Origin of the sequence: Streptomyces sp. NRRL F-5727 (assembly GCF_000719555.1) — a bacterium.
GTDB lineage: Bacteria > Actinomycetota > Actinomycetes > Streptomycetales > Streptomycetaceae > Streptomyces.
In genome coordinates this window covers 187,082-209,143 of the sequence record NZ_JOGX01000007.1, presented here as the reverse complement: position 1 = coordinate 209,143, position 22,062 = coordinate 187,082, and the positions used below count along the sequence as shown (strand labels likewise).

Genomic DNA, 22,062 nt, shown 5'->3' with positions numbered 1-22,062 from the left:
GCCCCCCAGGGCGCCCCGCCGGCCCGACGCCGACGAGGACCGGGAGTACCGCACCGAGCAGTTCTCCTTCATCGAGGAGCCCGACGAGGACTCCGAGGACGTCATCGACTGGCTCAAGTTCACCGAGAGCCGGTCCGAGCGGCGCGAGGAGGCCCGCCGGCGCGGCCGCAACCGGGTGATCGCCCTCGTCGTCGTCCTCGTCCTCGCCGCCGTCGGCGGCGTCGGCTACCTGTGGTCGGCCGGTCTGCTCCCCGGCACCGGCGACTCCGAGCAGAAGCAGCAGGGCACCGCGACCGGACCGCAGCAGCGCGCCACGATCGTCCTCCACCTCCACGACACCCAGGGCGGCGGCACCTCCACCGCCCTCCTCGTGGACAACGCCACCACCAAGCAGGGCACCACCGTCCTGCTGCCCAACGCCCTCGCCGTCGCCGACACCGAGGGCGCCGCCACCACCCTCGGCAAGTCCGTCGAGGACGACGGCTCCAGCGGCACCCGCGAAGCCCTCGACACCCTCCTCGGCGCCAAGATCGCCGGCACCTGGCGGCTGGACACCCCCTACCTGGAGAACCTGGTCGAGTACCTCGGCGGCATCGAGACCGACACCGACACCACCGTCCCCGACCCCAAGGCCAAGAAGGGCTCCGACCCGCTCGTCACCAAGGGCGAGAAGCAGACCCTCACCGGCCGCGCCGCCGTCGCCTACGCCACCTACCGGGCCTCCGGCGAGGCCGAGGCCAAGCAGCTCCAGCGCTTCGGCCAGGTCGTCAACGGCCTGCTGCGCAAGATGCCCAGCGACGCCGCGAACGCCACGACCGCCATCGAGTACCTCCAGCAGATCGCCGACCCGTCCCTCCCCGAGAAGGACCTCGGCGCCTCCCTCGCCAAGCTCGCCGAGCACGCCAAGACCGGCGCCTACAAGACGGCGGTGCTGCCCGTCGGCGAGGACGGCGCGCTCGCCGAGGGCGCCGGCGACAGCGTGGTCAGGGACATCCTCGGCGGCAAGGTCACCACCGTCGACGCCGGCGGCGTGCCGCGGGTCTCGATCAAGGACGCGACCGGCGAGGACGCCGTCGAGGCGGCCAAGATCGTGCTGATCAACGGCGGCTACGCCTTCGTCGGCGGGACCAAGGCCGAAAGCCGGGCGAAGTCCCAGGTCGTCTACGGGGACGACGCCCAGAAGGCCACGGCCGTCGAGGTCGCCAAGACCCTCGGCCTGCCCGACGGATCGGTCACCAAGGGCAAGCCCTCCGGCACCGCCGCGATCACCGTCGTCCTCGGCCGGGACTACGAGATTCCGGGCGCCTCGTAATCGTTTGCGGGGTCGTCGGCGGTCCGTGAGACCCTGGAGGGGTACTGGACCGCCGACGAAAGCCTGCTTGTGACCGCCACGGATCGCTCCATCGAGCTCGTCAACGCCGCCGCCCAGGCGGCGGCCGACCGGCTCGCTCACGACATCATCGCGTACGACGTCAGCGACGTGCTGTCGATCACCGACGCCTTCCTGCTCGCCTCCGCGCCCAACGACCGCCAGGTCAAGTCGATCGTCGACGAGATCGAGGAGCGGCTCCAGAAGGAGCTCGGCGCCAAGCCGGTGCGCCGCGAGGGCGACCGCGACGCCCGCTGGATCCTCCTCGACTACGTCGACATCGTCGTCCACGTGCAGCACAGCGAGGAGCGGGTCTTCTACGCCCTGGAGCGGCTGTGGAAGGACTGCCCCGAGCTGCCCCTCCCCGAGGACGCCGTCAAGACCCGCGGCAAGGCCGCCGAGCACGCCGCCCTGACCGGCGCGGACACGGCGGCGGACGGTGAGCTGAGCTGAGCGCCGCCAAGGGCGGCACCGGCCGCCGTATCGTCCTGTGGCGCCACGGCCAGACCTCCTGGAACCTGGAGCGCCGCTTCCAGGGCTCGACCGACATCGAGCTCACGGAAGCCGGCGTCCACCAGGCCCGCCGGGCCGCCCGGCTGCTCGCCGCCCTGCGTCCCGACGCGATCGTCGCCTCCGACCTGAAGCGGACGGCGGCCACGGCGGCCGAGCTGGCCGTGCTCACCGGACTCTCCGTCGCCCACGACGCCGCGCTGCGCGAGACGTACGCGGGCGAGTGGCAGGGGCTCACGCACGACGAGATCGTGGCGCGGTTCGGCGAGCAGTACTCCGCCTGGAAGCGCGGCGAGCCGGTGCGCCGGGGCGGCGGCGAGCTGGAGACCGAGGTGGCCGACCGGGCCGCCCCGGTGATCCTGGAGCACGCCGACAAGCTGCCGCAGGACGGCACCCTGGTCGTGGTCAGCCACGGCGGCACCATCCGTACCGCCATCGGCCGGCTCCTCGGCCTGGAGCCGCACCACTGGGAGAGCCTGGGCGGCGTCTCGAACTGCAGCTGGTCCGTCCTCGGCCAGGGCGCGCGCGGCTGGCGCCTCCTGGAGCACAACGCCGGCTCGCTGCCCGAGCCGGTCCTCGGCGACGACACCTGACGGCCCGGCCCGGTCCCCGGGCCCGGATTTCACTTTCCGGCAGGTCACAGGCTAAAGTTCTTCTTGTTCGCAGCGCTGAGCGTGAAGAACACGAGGGGCTATAGCTCAGTTGGTAGAGCGCCTGCATGGCATGCAGGAGGTCAGGAGTTCAATTCTCCTTAGCTCCACAGTCACCGGATCCCGTCCTCTGCAAAGGGGGGCGGGATCTGTCGTTTTGTCACTTCTGGGCCGCCGCCCGGCCATGGCAGAATCGGACGGCCGGAGGGGGACCAGGTCCGGACGGGAGGGTGGCCTTTGGGTGCGCACAGGCGGAAGTGCGACTGGTGCGGCAGCGGCACGCCCATCGTGCGGGACATGGACCCCGTCAACCCCGACTACCAGTACTGGTGCGAGGAGTGCGCGCGGGCGCTGATCATAAAGGGCGACCCGATCGAGACCTACCGCGAACTCGAGGGGGAGCCGATCTACGGCCGGCTCCTCGACGAGCACTGCACCCTCAAGCGGTTCTACTCCTTCGCCACGGCCTGAGGCTGCCGCACCGCGACGGCCTCCCGGGTCTCCTCCGGGGCCGTCGGCCGGCGCGTCCGCCACACCGCCAGCGCGTACCCGGCGAAGACCGCCGCCGCCGTGAGCGGATAGACCGCCGACAGCAGCATCTGACCCGCGTTCTGGTCGAGTTCGGGACGGCCCGGGTCGTGCGGCACCCACCACAGCGCGAACGAGGCGAACGCCAGGGCCACCGCGCCCGTCGTGAGCCACGCGCGCGTGGCGCGGTCGTACAGCAGGATCAGCAGCGGCACGCACCACACCCAGTGGTGGGACCAGGAGATCGGGGAGACCATCAGGGCCGTGACGGCGGTGACCACCACGGCCACCGCCCTGTCCCCGCGCACCGCCGCCCGTATCGCGAGCGCCATCGCGGCGCCGCCGAGCAGGACCGCCGCCGCCAGCCACCACAGGCCCGGCGCGTCCGTGTGCATCAGCCGGGCCAGGACCCCGCTGAGGGACTGGTTGGCGGTCTCCTCCGCGTGCCCGACCCGGCCCGTCTCGAACAGCGTCCGCGTCCAGAAGGTCCTCGAGTCCGCCGGCAGCGCCACCACCATCGTCAGCGTCGTCGCCAGGAAGACCCCGGTCGCGGTCAGCGCCGTGCGCAGCCACTGGTTCATCCCCCGGTCGCGGCGCCACAGCAGCAGGCCGGCGGCGAGGAGCAGTACCACGAAGAGTCCCGGTGTGAGTTTCACCGCGGTCGCCAGGCCGATGCCGAGGCCCGCCCAGCGGCTGCCCTCGCGGCGCGTGACGTCCCACAGCACGGCCACCGCGACCAGCAGGTTGATCTGCCCGTACCGGAGGGTCGTCCACACCGGCTCGCACCAGACCACGGCCGCCGCGACCCACAGCGTCGTCCGCCACAGGTCGGCCCGCCGCCCGGGCGCGGCCAGCGCCGGCCGGACCAGCTGGAGCGAGAGCCGCACCAGCGCCACCACCAGCAACAGGTTCCCCGCCGTGGAGAGCGTGCGCATCAGCGGGACGCCGACCAGGGTCAGCGGCAGGAACAGCACGGCGGCGAACGGCGGATAGGTCATCGCCAGGTTCGCCGAGGTGGCGCGCATCGCGTACAGGTCGCCGCCGGCCCGCAGCGTCTCGGCCTCGGCCCGGTAGACCATCACGTCGAGCATGTTCACGTGGGCGACGCGCTGCGCCACCCAGAAGGCCGCGAACGAGATCAGGCAGGTGACCGCGGCGGCGACCAGGGGCCACGGCCGGGCGCGGGACGGGGAAGGTGCGGAGGGGGACACAGGGGGCGACCCTACCCGGAGCCTCCGACAGTGCCCGGGAAACGGATTTGGAGATCTGCCCGGCGGCCGGTTACTGTTCTGTCCGTCGCCGCAGGGAAGACCCGCGAGGGAGCCGGGCGGAGACGATCACGAGGGGCTATAGCTCAGTTGGTAGAGCGCCTGCATGGCATGCAGGAGGTCAGGAGTTCAATTCTCCTTAGCTCCACAGAAGGCAGACGGGCCATCCACACCGGATGGCTCTCCGCACTTCTGCGGTACGCTGATATGCCGCATTGAGGGGCTATAGCTCAGTTGGTAGAGCGCCTGCATGGCATGCAGGAGGTCAGGAGTTCAATTCTCCTTAGCTCCACAGACGGGAAGCGGGTCATCCGGGTCGGATGGCCCGCTTCTTCGTTCCCCGGCAGATCTCGTGCCCCGGCCGCCTTCGCGCCCCGGAAGGCCGGTGTCGCCCCGCGGACGTCGATGCGGCCCGTGTGGGCGCTGCGGTACCCTGGCGCCATGCGTGCCGTACGCCTCCTGCTTATCGAGCCGCGCTGATCAGTCCCGACGGGCGGAAGAGATCCCGTCGGAGTCGGCGCGGCGTCCCCTCCTGTGCGAGGGGATTTTTCATTTCGTGGCAGTTCGTGGCAGTGGGCAGAGACGATCGATGGAGCTTCTAGGACCATGACCGAGATCAACACGGCTGCCGAGACGGCGGCCCCGCATCGCTACACGGCGGCCATGGCCGCCGACATCGAGGCACGCTGGCAGGACGTCTGGGACGCCGAGGGCACCTACGAGGCGCCGAACCCCTCCGGCGACCTGGCGGGCGACCCCGCGATCGCCGCCCGGCCCAAGAAGTTCATCATGGACATGTTCCCGTACCCCTCGGGTGCGGGCCTCCACGTCGGCCACCCGCTCGGCTACATCGCCACGGACGTCTTCGCCCGCCACGCGCGCATGAGCGGCCACAACGTGCTCCACACCCTCGGCTTCGACGCCTTCGGCCTGCCCGCCGAGCAGTACGCCGTGCAGACCGGCACGCACCCGCGCGTGTCCACCGAGGCCAACATGGAGAACATGAAGGCCCAGCTGCGCCGGCTGGGCCTGGGCCACGACAAACGGCGGTCGTTCGCCACGATCGACCCCGAGTACTACAAGTGGACCCAGTGGATCTTCCTGCAGATCTACAACTCCTGGTACGACTCCGAGGCCGCGAAGGCCCGCCCGATCGCCGAACTGATCGAGCAGTTCGAGAACGGCACCCGTGAGGTCCCCGGCACGCGCGCGTGGGCCGACCTGACCGCCGCCGAGCGCGCCGACGTCCTGGGCGAGTACCGCCTGGCGTACGCCTCCGACGCGCCGGTCAACTGGTGCCCCGGCCTGGGCACCGTCCTCGCCAACGAGGAGGTCACCGCCGACGGCCGCTCCGAGCGCGGCAACTTCCCGGTCTTCAAGGCCAAGCTGCGCCAGTGGAACATGCGCATCACCGCCTACGCGGACCGCCTGCTGGACGACCTCGACGGCCTGGACTGGCCCGAGGCGATCAAGCTGCAGCAACGCAACTGGATCGGCCGCTCCGAGGGCGCCCGCGTCGACTTCCAGGTCGGCGACACCGGCGCCATCACCGTCTTCACCACCCGCCAGGACACCCTGTTCGGCGCCACCTACATGGTCCTGGCCCCCGAGCACGACCTCGTCGAGAAGATCGTGCCGGCCGCCTGGCCCGAGGGCACGCACGCGGTGTGGACCGGCGGTCACGCCACCCCCGCCGAGGCCGTCGACGCCTACCGCAAGCAGGCCGCCTCCAAGTCCGACGTCGAGCGGCAGGCCGACGCCAAGGAGAAGACCGGCGTCTTCACCGGCGCGTACGCGACCAACCCGGTCAGCGGCGAGCAGGTCCCCGTCTTCATCGCCGACTACGTCCTCATGGGCTACGGCACCGGCGCCATCATGGCCGTCCCCGCCCACGACAGCCGCGACTTCGCCTTCGCGCGCGCCTTCGAGCTGCCGATGCGCTGCGTCGTCGAGCCGAGCGACGACCGCGGCACCGACCCCTCCACCTGGGACGACGCCTTCGGCTCGTACGAGGCGAAGCTGGTCAACTCCGCCAACGGCGAGATCTCCCTGGACGGCCTGGGCGTCGTCGACGCCAAGGCGAAGATCACCGCCTGGCTGGCCGACCGCGGCATCGGCGAGGGCACCGTCAACTTCCGCCTCCGCGACTGGCTGTTCAGCCGCCAGCGGTACTGGGGCGAGCCCTTCCCGATCGTCTACGACGAGGACGGCGTCGCCCACGCGCTGCCCGAGTCGATGCTCCCGCTGGAGCTGCCCGAGGTCGAGGACTACTCGCCGCGGACCTTCGACCCGGACGACGCCGACACCCAGCCCGAGACCCCGCTCTCCCGCAACGAGGAGTGGGTCAACGTCACCCTCGACCTGGGCGACGGGCCGAAGAAGTACCGCCGCGAGACCAACACCATGCCCAACTGGGCCGGTTCCTGCTGGTACGAGCTGCGCTACCTGGACCCGCACAACGACCGGAAGCTCGTCGACCCGGCCATCGAGCAGTACTGGATGGGCCCGCGCGACGGCATGCCCACCGGCGGTGTCGACCTGTACGTCGGCGGCGCCGAGCACGCCGTGCTCCACCTGCTGTACGCCCGCTTCTGGTCGAAGATCCTCTTCGACCTGGGCCACATCTCCTCGGCCGAGCCGTTCCACAAGCTCTACAACCAGGGCATGATCCAGGCGTTCGTCTACCGTGACGCCCGCGGCATCGCGGTGCCGGCCGCCGAGGTCGAGGAGCGCGACGGCGCGTACTGGTACGAGGGCGAGAAGGTCAGCCGCGTCCTCGGCAAGATGGGCAAGTCCCTGAAGAACGCCGTCACGCCGGACGAGATCTGCGCCGAGTTCGGCGCCGACACCCTGCGCCTGTACGAGATGGCGATGGGCCCGCTGGACGTCTCCCGGCCGTGGGACACCCGCGCCGTGGTCGGCCAGTACCGCCTGCTCCAGCGGCTCTGGCGCAACATCGTCGACGAGGCGACCGGCGAGGCCACCGTCGTCGACACCGCGCCCGACGAGGACACCCTGCGCGCCCTGCACAAGGCGATCGACGGCGTCGCCCAGGACATGGCCGGCATGCGCTTCAACACGGCCATCGCCAAGATCACCGAACTGAACAACCACCTCACCAAGAGCGGCGGCGCGATCTCCCGCACGGTCGCCGAGCAGCTGGTGCTGCTGGTCGCCCCGCTCGCCCCGCACATCGCGGAGGAGCTGTGGCACCGCCTCGGCCACACCGACTCGGTCGTCCACCAGGACTTCCCGGTCGCCGACCCGGCGTACGTGGTGGACGAGACCGTGACCTGCGTCGTCCAGATCAAGGGCAAGGTCCGGGCCCGCCTGGAGGTCTCCCCGTCGATCACCGACGCCGACCTGGAGGCGCTGGCCCTGGCCGACCCGCACGTCGTCGCGGCCCTCGGCGGCGCCGAGATCCGCAAGGTGATCGTGCGCGCGCCGAAGCTGGTGAACATCGTGGCCTGAGTGCCACGACACGACTAGGGGTTTCCCCTACGGGCAGGTTGGGGGTTCCGATGGAACCTCCGGCCTGCCCGTTCCGTTTACCGTGGAAGAACCACACCCGTGGGACGCCGACGCACCCGAGGAGCGACGCACATGGAAGCCGCGATTGTCACGATCCTGGCGCTGCTCTTCCTTTCGTTCGTGGCGCTCGGTGTCTACGCCACGGTGAAGGTGGTCAAGGCGGCCAAGCGCGGCGTCGACCGCACCCTCGACCAGGCCCGCCGCACCGTCGAGGACACCACGCTGCGGGCCAAGAGCCTCGGCCAGGTCGGGGTCGCCGCCGAGCTGGCCAAGCTGCGGCTCTCGCTGCGCACCTCGATGCGCGCCACCCAGGACGCGCTCCAGGCGGGGGCCGTCGAGGACGCCTCGCTGCGGGAGTCGCTCGACCTCTTCGGCCGGCTCAGCGCTCACGGCCGTGAGCTGGACGAGGACCTCAAGCGACTGGAGCGGGAGCCCGACAAGGCGTACGTGGCCGGGCAGCTGCCCGCGCTCACCGAGCGGACCGAGCGGATCACCAGCTCCGCCGACGCGCTCCGCCGGGCCGCCCGCGACCGCGCCCAGCGGTTCGCCGACGACGACCTGGACACGCTGAGCGCCCAGATCGACGTCGAGACGGGCGCGCTGCGCCACTGGACCACCGCCGAACAGGGCACGGCCGCGCCGGAGGCCGCGCAGACGGCCTGGTACGAGACGGCGCCCGGGCCGCACGGAGAGCAGCCCTCGCCCCGGCGGCAGCAGACCTCACAGGAGCAGTCGCCGGCTTCGGACGGGCAGCAGCGGGCTTCGCGGGGGCAGTCGCAGGCCGCGGAGGAGCCGCAGGCGATCACCGCGCCCGACCCCCGGACGACCGCTTACCCGTGGGAGAAGACGGCCCGCCCCGAGTCCGCCGGCTGACCCTCCGCCGGCACCGGACGGGTTTCCCGTGGGATGGTCGGACCGGCTGTGAGCGGGGCCGGGCTGCCGAGCGGCGGTCGCGGCGGGTAACCTCCCGCTCATGTCCCGGCATGTCGCGATCGTCACCGATTCAACGGCCTACCTGCCACCCCAGACGATGGAGCGGCACGCCATCACCGCGGTCCCGCTGACCGTCGTCATCGGCGACCGCGCCCTCCTGGAGGGCACCGAGATCTCCGCCAGATCGCTCGCCGAGGCGCTGCAGAAGCGGCGGTCCGTCACCACCTCCCGGCCCAGCCCCGAGGTCTTCGCCGCCACCTACCGCGAGGCCGCGGAGGCGGGCGCGCGCGGGATCGTCTCCCTCCACCTCTCCGCCGAGGTCTCCGGCACCTACGACGCCGCCGTGCTCGCGGCGAAGGACGCCCCCGTTCCCGTACGGGTCGTGGACACCCGCATGATCGGCATGGCCCTCGGCTTCTGCGCCCTCGCCGCGGCGGAGACCGTGGAGGCCGGCGGCTCGCTCGACGAGGCGGTCGCGGCGGCCGAGAAGCGCGCCGGGGGCACCTCCGCCTACTTCTACGTCGACACGCTGGACTACCTGCGCCGGGGCGGGCGGATCGGGACCGCGCAGGCACTGCTGGGCTCCGCGCTCGCGGTGAAGCCGCTCCTCGAACTCGACGGCGGCCGCATCGAACTGCGGGAGAAGGTGCGGACCGCCTCCAAGGCGATCGGACGGCTGGAGGAGCTGGCCGTCGAGCAGGCCGGCTCCGGGCCGGTCGACATCGCCGTACACCACCTCTCCGCGCCGGAGCGGGCCGACGCGCTGGCCGAACGCCTCCGGGAGCGGGTGCCGGGCCTCGCCGACCTGCACGTCAGCGAGGTCGGCGCGGTCATCGGCGCGCACACGGGTCCGGGGCTGCTCGCGGTGGTCGTCTCGCCGCGCTGAGACGGGGGCGCTCACTCTTGTGGGTGAGCGACTTGTCCACAAGCGCGAGGCTGTCCACGGGGGTTGGGCGGCGACGGCACGGGGCGGTGGCGGACCCTACCGTCGCAGCTATGGATCTTCGTACGGCTTCTTCGCCTTCTTCGCTTTCATCGTCTTCGTCGTCCGCTGTTCCTGTTTCTTCTTCGTCTCGTGCCTCGGGCTCCTCGGGCGGGCTCACGGGGCCTCGTCGGGGTGCGCCGCCCGGGCGGGCCCGTCGGCGGGCGCGGGTGCGGCGGGTGCTCGCGCCGCCGGGGCGGGGTGGGGGCGGGACGGGGGTCGTACGGGAGCGGGGGGACGCCCTGTTTCCGCCGCCGGTTCCCGATCCCGTGGTGGCTGAGGAGCCGGTGGTCGAGGAGCCGACGGCCTCCGGTGTGGGGGAGCGGCGGTGGCGGCAGGCGGTGCGGGAGCGGCTGCCGTTGTGGGTGCAGACGCGGTGCGGGCTTGAGCCGCGGTCGTTGGCGGCGCTGGCGGTGGTTCTGGGGGTGGCCGCCTGCGCGGCGGGAGGGTTCTTCTGGGCGGGACGGCCGGAGCAGGTCCGTGCGCCGGAGGTCGTCCAGGTCGCGCCGGTGGTGGCCTCGCCTCCGTCGGTCTCGGTCTCGGCGTCGGCCTCCGTCGGGAGCGGTGGCGCCTCGGCGGAGGTCGTCGTGGACGTGGGAGGGAAGGTACGCAGGCCGGGGGTGCTGACCTTGCCGGCCGGGTCGCGGGTCGCGGACGCGCTGCGGGCGGCGGGAGGGGTGCGGGCGGGGGCGGATCTGACGGGGCTGAACCGGGCTCGGGTGCTCTTCGACGGTGAGCAGGTGCTCGTCGGGGTGCCGGCAGCGGCGGCCGCTGCGGGGTCGGGCGGGGGAGGGACTGGTACGGGGGCCGGGGCGAGCGGGGGCGGTGTGCCGTTGAGCCTCAACACGGCGACGGTCGAGCAGTTCGACGGCCTGCCGGGGGTGGGGCCGGTGCTCGCCCGGCGCCTGGTCGACCACCGGACGGAGCACGGCGGGTTCCGTTCGGTCGAGGAGCTGCGCGAGGTCGACGGGATCGGAGAGCGGCGCTACGCGGACCTCCAGCCGCTGGTGCGGCCATGAACCGGGGCGAGCGGGAGACCACCGATCTGAGGCTGGTTCCGCCCGCGCTGGCCGCCTGGGCGGCCGCCGCCGTGGCGCTGGGCGTGACCGGCTGGTGGACCGTCGCCGGGGTGGGGCTCTGTCTCGCCGGGGCGGCTGCGCTGCTGACGCCGACGGTGGCGCGGCGGCTGACCGGGGCGCGGGATCCCGCGCCGGATGGGGGTGCCGGGGAGGGGGCGAGGTCGCCGGGGTGGCGGCTGCGGGCCACGGCCTGGGGCGGGGTGCTGCTGTGCGCCGCCGCGGGGGCGGCGTCGGCGGGGCTGCACGCGGCGGACCTGCGGCGCGGTCCGGTGCCCGTGCTGGCGCAGGAGTACGGCAGGGCCTGGGTCGAGGTGACGGTCACCTCGGATCCCCGGCTCACCCGGCCCCGGGTGAGCGGGCGGGCGATGGTGCCGGTGTCGGTGGTGATGGACGCCGAGGTGGTGCGGGTGGAGCGGGCGGGCGGCACGGCCCTGCGGACGCGGGCGCCGGTGCTGCTGATCGTGCCGCCGGGGGAGGGGCGGGACGCCTGGCTGGGGCTGCTGCCGTCGACGCGGCTGCGGGTCGGTGCCCGTTTCGCGCCGCCCAGGGAGCCCGGGGATCCGTACGCGGCCGTGCTGAAGGCCGGGTCGGGGCCGCCGAGGGTCGTGGGTCCGCCGAGCGCCCTCCAGCGGACCGCGGGTGAACTCCGGGCCGGGCTGCGGGAGGCGACGGACGGGCTCGCCCCGGACGCGCGGGCGCTGCTGCCGGGCCTGGTCGTCGGGGACACCTCCCGGATCGGCACCAAGTTGCGGGACGCCTTCGAAGCGACGGACCTCACGCACTTGCTGGCTGTATCAGGAAGCAACCTGTCGATCGTGTTGCTGCTGCTCGTCGGGCGACCGGGGCGGGCGCGGCGGGTGGAGCGGGGCGGGCTCGCTCCCCGGATCGGGCTCTCGCTGCGCGGGACGGCGCTGGCGGGCGCGGGGCTGACGCTGGCGTTCGTGGTGGTGTGCCGGCCGGAGCCGAGCGTGCTGCGGGCGGCGGCGTGTGGGCTGGTGGCGCTGCTGGCCGTCGCCACCGGGCGCAGGAGGTCGCTGATTCCGGCGCTGGCCGCGGTGGTGCTGTTGCTGGTGCTGTACGACCCGTGGCTGGCACGGAGTTACGGGTTCCTGCTGTCCGTGCTGGCCACCGGGGCGCTGCTGGTGGTGGCGCCGGGGTGGAGCGAGGCGCTGCGGCGGCGTGGGATGCCGGGCCGGCTCGCGGAGGCGCTGGCGGCCGCGCTCGCGGCGCAGGCGGTGACCGCGCCGGTGGTGGTGGTCTTCGCGGGCCGGATGAGTCTGGTGGCGATTCCGGCGAACCTCTTCGCGGAGCTGGCGGTGGCGCCCGCGACGGTGTTCGGGTTCGCGGCGCTCGCGCTGGCGCCGGTGTGGGCGGCGGGCGCGGCGGGGGTGGCGTGGGTGGCGGGGTGGCCGGCCGGGTGGATCGCCGGGGTGGCCCGGGCGGGTGCGGAGCTGCCCGGCGCGGAGCTGGCCTGGCCCGGCGGCTGGTGGGGCGGGGCGGCGCTGGCGCTCGTCACGGGAGCGGTGGTGGCCGGCGTGCGGCGGGTGCGGTACCGGCGCTGGCTGGTGGTCGGGGTGGCCGTGGCGCTGGTGCTCGTGGTGGTGCGGCCGGTGCCGCTGGTGCGCTGGGTCACCGGATGGCCGCCGCCGGGCTGGCTGTTCGCGATGTGTCAGGTGGGTCAGGGGGACGCCCTGGTGCTCTCGGCGGGCGAGGGTGCGGGGGTGGTGGTGGACGCGGGTCCGGATCCGGCGGCGGTGGACCGCTGCCTTCGCGAACTGGAGGTGAGGCACGTTCCGTTGCTGGTGCTGACCCACTTCCACGCCGACCATGTGGCCGGGCTTCCGGGGGTGTTGAAGGGGCGGGCCGTGGGTGCGGTTCAGGTGACGGGGCTCGACGAGCCGCCGGGGCAGGCGGAGTTCGTCCGGCGGGTGGCCGGGGCCGCGGGGGTGCCGGTGGTACGGGCCGAGGCGGGGGAACGGCGGCGGGCCGGGGTGCTGGAGTGGCGGGTGCTGTGGCCGCCTCCGGGGCCGGGGCCGCCGGACGGCGGACCGAACGACGCCAGCGTCACGCTGCTGGTCCGGGGACCGGGCGGGGTGAGTCTGCTGCTCCTCGGCGATCTGGAGCCGCCGGCGCAGCGGGCGCTGTGGCGGGCGCACCCGGAGCTGGGGGCGGTGGACGTGCTGAAGGTGGCGCACCACGGGTCCGCGCACCAGGATCCGGGGCTGACGGCGGCGGTGCGGCCGCGACTGGCGCTGGTGTCCGCGGGGAGCCAGAACCCGTACGGGCATCCGCATCCGAGGACGCTGTCGGCGCTGCGGGCGGGTGGGGCGCGGGTGCTGCGGACCGACCGGGACGGGGCGATCGCGGTGGCGGGTGCGGGGGAGGAGCTGGTGGCCGTGGCGCGGGGGTGGTGACGGTGGAGCGTGCTTGTAAAGGAATGCTTGTAAAGAAGTCTTTCTATAGATAGCTTTACATCATGCCGGAGAACAGCACACCGCTCCCCGGGGACGAGCAGCCCCGCAGCATCCAGCTGACCGACCCCATGGCCCTGCGGGCCTACGCCCACCCGTTGCGGATGACCCTGGTCGGGCTGCTCCGCCGGCACGGGCCGTTCACCGCCACCCGGGCCGCCGCGCTGACCGGCGAATCGGTGGCCAGCTGCTCGTACCACCTGCGGATACTCGCCAAGTACGGGCTGGTGGAGGAGGCGCCGGGCGGGCGCGGCCGGGAGAAGCCCTGGCGGGCCACCGCCCGGTACACCGAGTGGCCCGGCTACAGCGACGACCCGTCGGTCGCCCAGGCGGCCGACGAGCTGAACGTGGCCGTCGCCGAGCGCTACTTCGGACGGTTCGCGCAGGTGCTGGAGAACCGGGCGGGCGTGTCGAAGGAGTGGCGGGAGGCCGAGCTGTTCGGGGACGCCCTGGTCTACCTCACCGCCGAGGAGCTCGCCGACCTCGGAAAGCGGATCGACGAGCTGCTCGGGGCCTACGCGGACCGCGAGGACGACCCGTCGCTCCGCCCGCCGGGCGCGCAGCCCGTCAGCTTCCTGAAGATCGCCTATCTGGACCCGGACATCGACGAGAAGGAGGAACGGCAGAGATGAGTCTCACCGCGCGGGTTCCGGCGCTGCTGCGCGAGCGGACCTTCCGCCGCTACTGGACGGGACAGACCGTCTCGCTCGTCGGCGACCAGGTCTCCCTCATGGCGCTGCCGCTCGCCGCCGTGCTCGTGCTCGGCGCCGACGCGGCCCAGATGGGCTGGCTCAAGACCCTCGAACTCCTCCCGGCCCTCCTGCTCAACCTGCCCTTCGGGGCCTGGGCCGACCGTCGGGCGAACCGCCGCCGGATCATGATCGCCACCGATCTGGGCCGGGCCGCCCTGCTGGTCACCCTGCCCGTCGCGTACGCCCTGGACGTGCTGACCCTCGGTCAGCTCTACGTCGTCGCCCTGGGAGTGGGCTCGCTGTCGGTGCTCTTCGAGGTCTGCAACTCCACGATCTTCGCGACCCTCGTCCCCACCGATCGCTTCGTGCAGGCCAACTCGCTGGTGAACGGCAGCCGTTCGATGGCCTGGCTCGCCGGCCCCAGCATCGGCGGCATCCTGGTGCAGGTGCTCACCGCCCCGCTGGCGCTGCTCGCCGACGCCGTCACCTACCTGGTGTCGGCCGGCTACCTCGCGAAGATCCGTCCGGTCGAACCCGCCCCGGCGCCCGTGACCAAGGGGCACTTCAGCGAGGGGATCCGCTGGGTGGTGCGGGAGCCGTCGATGCGGGCGCTCTTCGCCGCCTCCGGCACCGTCCAGTTCTTCAACTACATGTTCCACACCCTCTTCGTCCTCTACGTGACCAAGGACCTCGGGCTCGGCGCCGGACTGCTCGGCCTGGTCCTCGGCACCGGGGCCGTCGGCGGTCTGATCGGCGCGGCGGTCAGCGGCGCGGTCGTCCGCCGGATCGGCATCGGCGGCTCCCTCGTCGCCGGGTTCGTCGGTTTCACCCTGCCGCTGGTCCTCATACCCGCCGCCGACGGGCCGCTGCCGCTCGTCGCGGGCGTGCTCTTCGCCGCCGAGTTCCTGTCCTGCGCCGGCGTGATGATCGTCGACGTGGCCGCCGGCTCGTTCCAGATGGCCCTCATACCCGAGACCATGCGGGCCCGGGTCATGGGCGCCTTCCGCACCCTCAACCACGGCTTCCGTCCGGTCGGCGCCCTCGTCGGCGGTGTGCTGGGCACCGCGATAGGCGTCCGCCCCACCTTGTGGGTCGCCACCGTGGGCGCGGTCTTCGCGGTCCTGTGGCTGCTGCCCTCGCCCCTCCCGCGCATGCGCGAACTGCCCACCCGGGAACGGGAACAGGCCACCGCCACCCCGTGACACCGGTCGAGCGGGCAGACTGCCCCCATGACCGATCATGAAGAGCCGGCAGTGCTGCCGGAGGCCGTGGTGGAGCAGTATCTGGAGCGCATCGGCGCCGGGCGGCCGGACCGGGCCGACGCCGGGGCGCTGCGGGAGCTGCATCTGCGGCACCTGCTGACCGTGCCCTTCGAGAACCTGTCCCTGCACCTCGGGGAGGACGTCGTCCTCGACGAGAAGGCACTGGTCGACAAGGTGACCGTGGCCCGGCGGGGCGGGTTCTGTTACGAGCTGAACACCGCGTTCGCCGCGCTGCTGCGGGCGCTCGGCTACCGGGTCGAACTGCTCCAGGCGCGGGTCTTCGGCCCGGACGGGCGGGTGGGGATCCCGTACGACCACATGGCCCTGCTGGTGGAGACCGAGGACGGGGGACGGTGGCTGGCCGACGTGGGGTTCGGGGACCACAGCCACCATCCGCTCGCCTTCGACGAGCGCGGGGAGCAGGCCGACCCCTCGGGGGTCTTCCTGATCCAGGAGGTCCCGGGGGCGGCCGGGGACCTCGACGTGGTGCGGGACGGCAAGCCGCGGTACCGGCTGGAGCCGCGGCCGCGGGCGCTCGCGGACTTCGAGGCCGGTGCCTGGTACCACCGGACGTCGCCGGAGTCGCACTTCACCCGCGGGGTGATCTGCTCCCTGCTCACCGAGGACGGCAGGGTCAGCATCGGCGGCCGGAAGCTGTACCGGACCGTCGCGGGCGAGCGCACCGAGCGGGAGCTCGGCACGGACGAGGAGCTGCGCGAGGCGTACCGGGAGCTGTTCGGGATCGTGCTGGACGCGCTGCCGGTGGTGCGGGAGGCGGAGAAGCGGAATCCGTAATTCGGACTCGTCGGTAATAAGGGCGCGTTTGCCTCGAACACCCCAGGGATGATCGAATGCCGACTCGTTGCATAGTGAACGAGTCGCACGGGGGTGCGTTGAGGATGTTCGGTGGTCTCTTCGGGAAGCGCGGGAGCGGCGCGGCCGGCGGCCGGGGCGGTGCCCTCGCCGGGGTCACCGTGCCGGCCTCGGCCGGGGTTCTGAGCTGCCGGGTGCTCGACCCCGTGCACGAGCCGCTGCGACAGGCGGAGTTCGTGCTCACCGACACCGCGGGCCGCCGGGTGCTGGGCGGGGAGACGGACCCGTACGGCACCCTCCTCGCCACCGTCCCGGCCGGCGAGTACCGGATCGCCGTCACCTCCGACGGGTACACCCCGCACCACGTCACCGCCGTGGTGGACCAGGGCGCCCACGCCGACCTCGGGGACGTCCTGCTCCAGGTCGCCCCGCAGCCGCCGCTGCCCGAGCCGGGCGACTGGGAGATCGACCCCGCCCACTCCCAGATCGGCTTCACCGCCCGGCACATCGGACTGGCGCGGATCCACGGCCGGTTCAACAGCTTCGCCGGCGCGATCCGGATCGCCGAGCGCATGGAGCACTCCGCGATGCACGTCGTCATCGACGCGGCCTCCATCGACACCGGCGTCCAGATGCGCGACGACCACCTGCGGTCCGGGGACTTCCTCGACGTCGGCGTGCACCCGACCATCGAGTTCTTCAGCGAGCGCTTCACCCACCGCGGCGGCACCCGCTGGAACGTCACCGGCGGGCTGAGCCTCCACGGCGTGAACCGCACCGTCACCCTGGACACCCAGTACCTCGGCCTCGGCAGCGGCCTGGAGGGTGAGACCCGGTGCGCCTGCCGGGCCACCACCGAACTCCACCGCGAGGACTTCACCCTCACCTGGCAGACGCTGCTCGCGCGGGGCATCGCCGCCGTCGGCTCCAGCATCTCCATCGACCTGGACGTCCAGATCGTGCCGAAGGCCGGCTGAGCGGGGCCGTTACGGGGCCTCCAGCCAGCCCTCGTACTCGGCGGCGAAGGCGTCCAGCGCCGCCGGGTCGAGCCGGCCGTCCGGGTCCTCGACCACCACGAGCCACTGGGCGTCCTCGGCGTCGTCCTCGCCGGCCAGCGCGTCCCGGACCAGCTGCGGCTCCTCGGCCACGCCGAAGCGGTCGGCCAGTTCCTCGGCCACCTCCTCGGCGGCGTCGCGGTCGGGGAGCACCAGTACGTGTCGTTCACTCACCGGGCCATTCTCGCCCGGGCGCCGACGGAGCCTCGCCGGGGTCCGGTGCCTTGCCGGGGTGCGCGGCCTTGCCGGGGTCCGGTGCCTTGCCGGGGTTCGGTTGCCTCGCCGGGGTCAGGCGCCTCGCCGGGGTTCGCTGTCGGTGGGCCGTGGGATGCTGGATCGCGATGGCCACCAGAAAGACTTCCAGCGACGATCTCCTCGGCCCCGTCACGCTCGCCGTGGGCCAGGAGGACCTGCTCCTCGACCGTGCCGTCCGGGAGGTGGTGGCGGCCGCGCGCGCCGCCGACGCCGACACGGACGTACGGGACCTCACCCCCGACCAGCTCCAGCCCGGGTCCCTCGCCGAGCTCACCAGCCCCTCGCTCTTCGCCGAGCGCAAGGTGCTGATCGTGCGCAACGCGCAGGACCTCTCGGCGGAGAGCGTCAAGGACGTCAAGGGGTACCTCGACGCGCCCGTCGAGGACATCACGCTCATCCTCCTCCACGCCGGCGGCGCCAAGGGCAAGGGGCTGCTCGACGCGGCCCGCAAGGCGGGGGCGCGGGAGGTGGCCTGTCCCAAGACCACGAAGCCCGCGGAGCGGCTGACCTTCGTCCGGCAGGAGTTCCGGGCGCTCGGACGGTCCGCCACGCCCGAGGCGTGCCAGGCGCTGGTCGACGCCATCGGCAGCGACCTGCGGGAGCTGGCCTCGGCGGTCACGCAGCTGGTGGCGGACGTCGACGGGACGATCGACGAGGCGGTCGTCGGGCGGTACTACACCGGGCGGGCCGAGGCGTCGTCCTTCAACGTGGCCGACCGGGCCGTGGAGGGGCGGGCGGCGGAGGCGCTGGAGGCGCTGCGCTGGTCGCTGTCGACCGGGGTGGCACCCGTGCTGATCACCAGCGCGCTCGCGCAGGGCGTACGGGCCATCGGCAAGCTCTCCTCCGCGCGCGGCGGCCGGCCCGCGGACCTCGCGCGCGAGCTCGGCATGCCGCCGTGGAAGATCGACCGGGTGCGGCAGCAGATGCGGGGCTGGACCCCGGACGGCGTCGCGATGGCCCTGCGGGCCGTCGCGGAGGCGGACGCGGGGGTGAAGGGCGGCGGGGACGACCCCGAGTACGCCCTGGAGAAGGCGGTCGTCGCGGTGGCCCGCGCGGCGAGGGCGGGGCGCGGGGGCGCGGGGCGCTGAGCGGGGGGCGTTGCGGGGGGCTGAGCCGGGCGCTGAGCGGTGGGCGGTGCGGGGTGCTGAGCGGTGGGCGGTGCGCGCGGGGCGATGCGCGGGCGGATGCCTGCGGTTGCCTGCGGGTGCGGTCGGCGTCGGTCCGGTGGGGCGGTGCGGCCCGGTGGTCGGTTGCCGTCTTGAGGCCCCCCACCCCACCCCTTCCCGAAACCCTGCCGGGGGCTGACAACCGGGACCTACACCCCGGGCCTCTGCGGGGCCGGGCCCCGCGCCCCGTGCGGGGCTGCGCCCGGGCCGTATGAGGCTGAGCCCGAGCCATCGTGGGGGCTGTGCCCCAGCCGTCTGGGGCTGCGCCCCGGGCACTCTGGGCCGCGCCCCGGCCTCTGGGGTCGGCGCCGTGCAGCGGGCCCGCCCGGGCGCGGGCCTCCAGGCTCGGCGTCGGACTGTCCCTGGGGCTGCACCCCGGACCCCCTCCCGGCCCCAGGGTCCCGTCCCGGGCCGCGGACCCGGTCCCGGGCGCCGGGCCCGGTCCCGGGCGCCGGGCCCGGTCCCGGGCCTCGGGTCCGGTCCCGGGCCTCGGGTCCGGTCCCGGGCCTCGGGTCCCGTCCCGGGCGCCGGGTCCGGTCCCGGGCCTCGGGTCCCGTCCCGGGCGCCGGGTCCCGTCCCGGGCCTCGGGTCCCGTCCCGGGCGCCGGGTCCCGTCCCGGGCGCCGGGTCCCGTCCCGGGCCCCCTCCCGGGCGCCGGACCCCCCTCCCGGCCCCAGGATCCTGTCCCGGCCCCGGACCCCCTCCCGGGCCGGAGGCCCTTGGGGCTGCGCCCCGCGTACCCCCGGGCCTGTGCCCGACCCCCCCGGGGGGCCAGGCCCCCCCAGGGCCCGCGCCCCGGTCCGCCGGGCCCCCGGGCAAGGCGAAGGCCCCGGTTCGCTCCTGGGGAAGGAGGGGGCCGGGGCCTTCGTCGTACTGCTTGGTGGTCCCGTACACGCGTGGCGAACGCGTCTCGCGTACGGGCCGGGGGGCCGGGCGGGAGCGGTAGAGAGGGTCCGCTGGGTCCCGTACGGCCGGGTACAGCCTGAGATCAGAAGATCCGGACTCAGCCCTGGAGGGAGGCAACCTTGATCGCCAGCGCCGACTTCTTGTTGGCGGCGGCGTTCTTGTGGATGACACCCTTCGAGACGGCCTTGTCGAGCTGACGCGAGGCGGCACGGGCGGCCACGGTGGCCTTCTCGAGGTCGCCGGCGGCGACAGCCTCACGGGCCTTGCGGATCGCGGTCTTGAGCGACGACTTGACGGCCTTGTTGCGCAGGCGCGCCTTCTCGTTGGTCTTGTTCCGCTTGATCTGGGACTTGATGTTCGCCACTGAGAGAGCCTTTACAGGTTCGATGTTTCTTCAGGTATGTGCCGCGCAGCTGAGAGGGCACACGAGACACAGCTGTCCACGGTATCAGGCGCCCTCGCGCCCGCCCAAACGGGGACCTGGGCCGCCCAAACCGGACGCCCGGCGGCGGGCATGGGACGATGGGGGCTACGTATCCGTTCCGAACACCGCCCGAGACGAGAACCCTGCGTGCCCGCGACTCCTACCAACGTGCCCGAGCCGAGCCGTACCGACCCGGCTCTGATCCGCAACTTCTGCATCATCGCGCACATCGACCACGGCAAGTCCACGCTCGCCGACCGGATGCTCCAGCTGACCGGTGTGGTCGACCAGCGGCAGATGCGCGCCCAGTACCTCGACCGGATGGACATCGAGCGTGAGCGCGGCATCACGATCAAGTCCCAGGCGGTCCGGCTGCCCTGGGCCCCCACCGAGGGGCCGGAGCAGGGGCGTACGCACATCCTCAACATGATCGACACCCCCGGGCACGTCGACTTCACCTACGAGGTGTCGCGGTCGCTGGCCGCCTGCGAGGGCACGATCCTGCTGGTCGACGCGGCCCAGGGCATCGAGGCGCAGACCCTCGCCAACCTCTACCTGGCGATGGAGAACGACCTCACGATCGTCCCGGTCCTCAACAAGATCGACCTGCCGGCCGCCCAGCCGGAGAAGTTCGCCGAGGAGCTGGCCAACCTCATCGGCTGCCAGCCGGAGGACGTCCTCAAGGTCTCCGCGAAGACCGGCATGGGCGTCGAGGCGCTGCTCGACCGCGTCGTCCGGGACATCCCGGCCCCGGTGGGCGTCGCCGACGCCCCCGCCCGCGCGATGATCTTCGACTCCGTGTACGACTCGTACCGGGGCGTCGTGACGTACGTCCGTGTCGTCGACGGCCAGCTCAACAAGCGCGAGCGCATCCGGATGATGTCGACCGGCGCCACCCACGAGCTCCTGGAGATCGGCACCAACTCGCCCGAGATGCTGCCGGCCGACGGCCTCGGCGTCGGCGAGGTGGGCTACCTCATCACCGGTGTGAAGGACGTCCGCCAGTCCAAGGTCGGTGACACGATCACCTCGCAGGCCAAGGGTGCCCAGGAGGCGCTGGGCGGCTACAAGGACCCGAAGCCGATGGTCTTCTCCGGTCTGTACCCGCTGGACGGCTCGGACTACCCCGAGCTGCGTGACGCGCTCGACAAGCTGCAGCTCAACGACGCCGCGCTGGTCTACGAGCCGGAGACCTCCGCGGCCCTCGGCTTCGGCTTCCGCGTCGGCTTCCTCGGCCTGCTCCACCTGGACGTGATCCGCGAGCGGCTGGAGCGCGAGTTCGGGCTCGACCTGATCGCCACCGCCCCCAACGTGGTCTACCGCGTGGTCATGGAGGACGGCAGCGAGCACACGGTCACCAACCCGAGCGAGTTCCCCGAGGGCAAGATCGACGAGGTGTACGAGCCGGTCGTGCGCGCCACGATCCTCGCGCCCACCGAGTTCATCGGCTCGATCATGGAGCTGTGCCAGAACCGGCGCGGCACCCTCCTCGGCATGGACTACCTCTCCGAGGACCGGGTCGAGATCCGCTACACCCTCCCGCTGGCCGAGATCGTCTTCGACTTCTTCGACCAGCTGAAGTCCAAGACCCGCGGCTACGCCTCGCTCGACTACGAGCCCACCGGCGAGCAGTCCTCCAGCCTGGTCAAGGTCGACATCCTGCTGCACGGCGACAAGGTGGACGCCTTCTCGGCGATCACCCACAAGGACGCCGCCTACGCGTACGGCGTGCGGCTCGTCGCCAAGCTGCGCGAGCTCATCCCGCGGCAGGCGTTCGAGGTGCCGATCCAGGCCGCCATCGGCTCCCGGGTCATCGCCCGCGAGACCATCCGCGCCATCCGCAAGGACGTCCTCGCCAAGTGCTACGGCGGTGACATCTCCCGTAAGCGGAAGCTGCTGGAGAAGCAGAAGGAAGGCAAGAAGCGGATGAAGATGGTCGGCTCGGTGGAGGTCCCGCAGGAGGCGTTCATCGCCGTCCTGTCGAGCGACGAATCCGCCGGCAAGGGCAAGAAGTAGTCAGCTCGGCCGACAGGAACGGGTCCGCGTGCCACCGGCGCGCGGACCCGTTCGTTATCCACAGGCTCTTACGCGCCGGACGTCGGCCCTCTAATCTGAAGCCCCCCGAAGGTTACTCGTGAGTTAGTTACGCATCCGCAGTTGCACCCCAAC

18 protein-coding genes and 3 tRNA genes are annotated in these 22,062 nt (G+C 72.9%); 18 read left to right on the top strand and 3 right to left on the bottom strand.

Going from position 1 to position 22,062, the window contains the following annotated elements; all coding sequences use genetic code 11:
- The 5 genes from IF73_RS0108400 to IF73_RS0108380 all read left to right on the top strand — a co-directional run.
- The coding region (locus IF73_RS0108400) for an LCP family protein (protein WP_031005119.1) at positions 1–1,312 on the top strand (1,312 nt) is incomplete at its 5' end.
- Positions 1,313–1,381: 69 nt separating this feature from the next.
- Entirely contained in the window at positions 1,382–1,822 is a 441-nt protein-coding gene (gene rsfS / locus IF73_RS0108395) for a ribosome silencing factor (RefSeq protein ID WP_031005117.1), read from the top strand.
- Positions 1,819–2,472 carry a histidine phosphatase family protein gene (locus IF73_RS0108390; RefSeq protein WP_031005115.1) on the top strand — a complete coding sequence of 218 codons (654 nt, stop codon included), beginning with the start codon at positions 1,819–1,821 and terminating at the stop codon, positions 2,470–2,472. Before rsfS ends, IF73_RS0108390 begins: the two co-directional genes overlap by 4 nt.
- A 94-nt stretch (positions 2,473–2,566) precedes the next feature.
- A tRNA-Ala gene (locus IF73_RS0108385) sits at positions 2,567–2,639 on the top strand.
- Positions 2,640–2,766: 127 nt separating this feature from the next.
- Positions 2,767–3,000 (top strand): hypothetical protein, encoded by a 234-nt coding sequence (locus IF73_RS0108380; RefSeq protein ID WP_030494108.1) that lies wholly within the window; start codon positions 2,767–2,769, stop codon positions 2,998–3,000.
- Here the strand turns inward: IF73_RS0108380 and IF73_RS0108375 are convergent.
- Positions 2,979–4,268 carry a glycosyltransferase 87 family protein gene (locus IF73_RS0108375; protein ID WP_031005113.1) on the bottom strand — a complete coding sequence of 430 codons (1,290 nt, stop codon included), beginning with the start codon at positions 4,266–4,268 and terminating at the stop codon, positions 2,979–2,981. The two genes, IF73_RS0108380 and IF73_RS0108375, sit on opposite strands and share 22 nt — an antisense overlap.
- A 132-nt stretch (positions 4,269–4,400) precedes the next feature.
- Between IF73_RS0108375 and IF73_RS0108370 the strand changes: the two genes are divergently transcribed.
- From IF73_RS0108370 to IF73_RS0108320, 11 genes are all read left to right on the top strand, one after another.
- A tRNA-Ala gene (locus IF73_RS0108370) sits at positions 4,401–4,473 on the top strand.
- Between the two features lie 71 nt (positions 4,474–4,544).
- Positions 4,545–4,617 (top strand) — tRNA-Ala (locus tag IF73_RS0108365).
- 314 nt (positions 4,618–4,931) lie between these two features.
- Positions 4,932–7,796 (top strand): leucine--tRNA ligase, encoded by a 2,865-nt coding sequence (gene leuS, locus IF73_RS0108360; protein WP_031005112.1) that lies wholly within the window; start codon positions 4,932–4,934, stop codon positions 7,794–7,796.
- A gap of 132 nt (positions 7,797–7,928) precedes the next feature.
- The gene (locus IF73_RS0108355; protein ID WP_031005110.1) at positions 7,929–8,729 is read left to right on the top strand and encodes a hypothetical protein; all 801 of its coding nucleotides are present in this window, start codon (positions 7,929–7,931) and stop codon (positions 8,727–8,729) included.
- 100 nt (positions 8,730–8,829) lie between these two features.
- Positions 8,830–9,675, top strand: a complete 846-nt coding sequence (locus tag IF73_RS0108350) for a DegV family protein (RefSeq protein WP_031005108.1) — start codon at positions 8,830–8,832, stop codon at positions 9,673–9,675.
- Positions 9,676–10,043: 368 nt separating this feature from the next.
- Complete coding sequence (locus IF73_RS0108345) at positions 10,044–10,790, top strand: helix-hairpin-helix domain-containing protein (protein ID WP_420706544.1); 747 nt, start codon at positions 10,044–10,046, stop codon at positions 10,788–10,790.
- Positions 10,787–13,264 (top strand): ComEC/Rec2 family competence protein, encoded by a 2,478-nt coding sequence (locus IF73_RS0108340; protein WP_031005104.1) that lies wholly within the window; start codon positions 10,787–10,789, stop codon positions 13,262–13,264. The genes IF73_RS0108345 and IF73_RS0108340 overlap by 4 nt, the downstream gene beginning before the upstream one ends.
- A 62-nt stretch (positions 13,265–13,326) precedes the next feature.
- A complete protein-coding gene (locus IF73_RS0108335; protein ID WP_031005102.1) occupies positions 13,327–13,953 on the top strand; it encodes a winged helix-turn-helix domain-containing protein in 627 nt (208 codons plus the stop codon).
- Complete coding sequence (locus IF73_RS40325) at positions 13,950–15,215, top strand: MFS transporter (RefSeq protein WP_037878573.1); 1,266 nt, start codon at positions 13,950–13,952, stop codon at positions 15,213–15,215. Before IF73_RS0108335 ends, IF73_RS40325 begins: the two co-directional genes overlap by 4 nt.
- A gap of 27 nt (positions 15,216–15,242) precedes the next feature.
- A complete protein-coding gene (locus IF73_RS40320; RefSeq protein ID WP_031005099.1) occupies positions 15,243–16,070 on the top strand; it encodes an arylamine N-acetyltransferase family protein in 828 nt (275 codons plus the stop codon).
- A gap of 104 nt (positions 16,071–16,174) precedes the next feature.
- Complete coding sequence (locus tag IF73_RS0108320) at positions 16,175–17,065, top strand: YceI family protein (protein ID WP_031005097.1); 891 nt, start codon at positions 16,175–16,177, stop codon at positions 17,063–17,065.
- Between the two features lie 9 nt (positions 17,066–17,074).
- Here the strand turns inward: IF73_RS0108320 and IF73_RS0108315 are convergent, their stop codons facing one another.
- Entirely contained in the window at positions 17,075–17,317 is a 243-nt protein-coding gene (locus tag IF73_RS0108315) for a hypothetical protein (RefSeq protein WP_031005095.1), read from the bottom strand.
- A gap of 167 nt (positions 17,318–17,484) precedes the next feature.
- On the opposite strand from IF73_RS0108315, the gene holA reads away from it, so the two are divergent.
- Positions 17,485–18,486, top strand: a complete 1,002-nt coding sequence (holA, locus tag IF73_RS0108310; RefSeq protein WP_031005090.1) for a DNA polymerase III subunit delta — start codon at positions 17,485–17,487, stop codon at positions 18,484–18,486.
- A 1,080-nt stretch (positions 18,487–19,566) separates the two neighbouring features.
- On the opposite strand, the gene rpsT is transcribed toward holA, so the two are convergent.
- On the bottom strand, positions 19,567–19,833 hold the full coding sequence (rpsT, locus tag IF73_RS0108305; protein ID WP_030494120.1) for a 30S ribosomal protein S20: 267 nt from the start codon (positions 19,831–19,833) through the stop codon (positions 19,567–19,569).
- Between the two features lie 207 nt (positions 19,834–20,040).
- Between rpsT and lepA the strand changes: the two genes are divergently transcribed.
- Complete coding sequence (gene lepA / locus IF73_RS0108300) at positions 20,041–21,909, top strand: translation elongation factor 4 (protein WP_031005088.1); 1,869 nt, start codon at positions 20,041–20,043, stop codon at positions 21,907–21,909.
- Positions 21,910–22,062 lie beyond the last annotated feature (153 nt).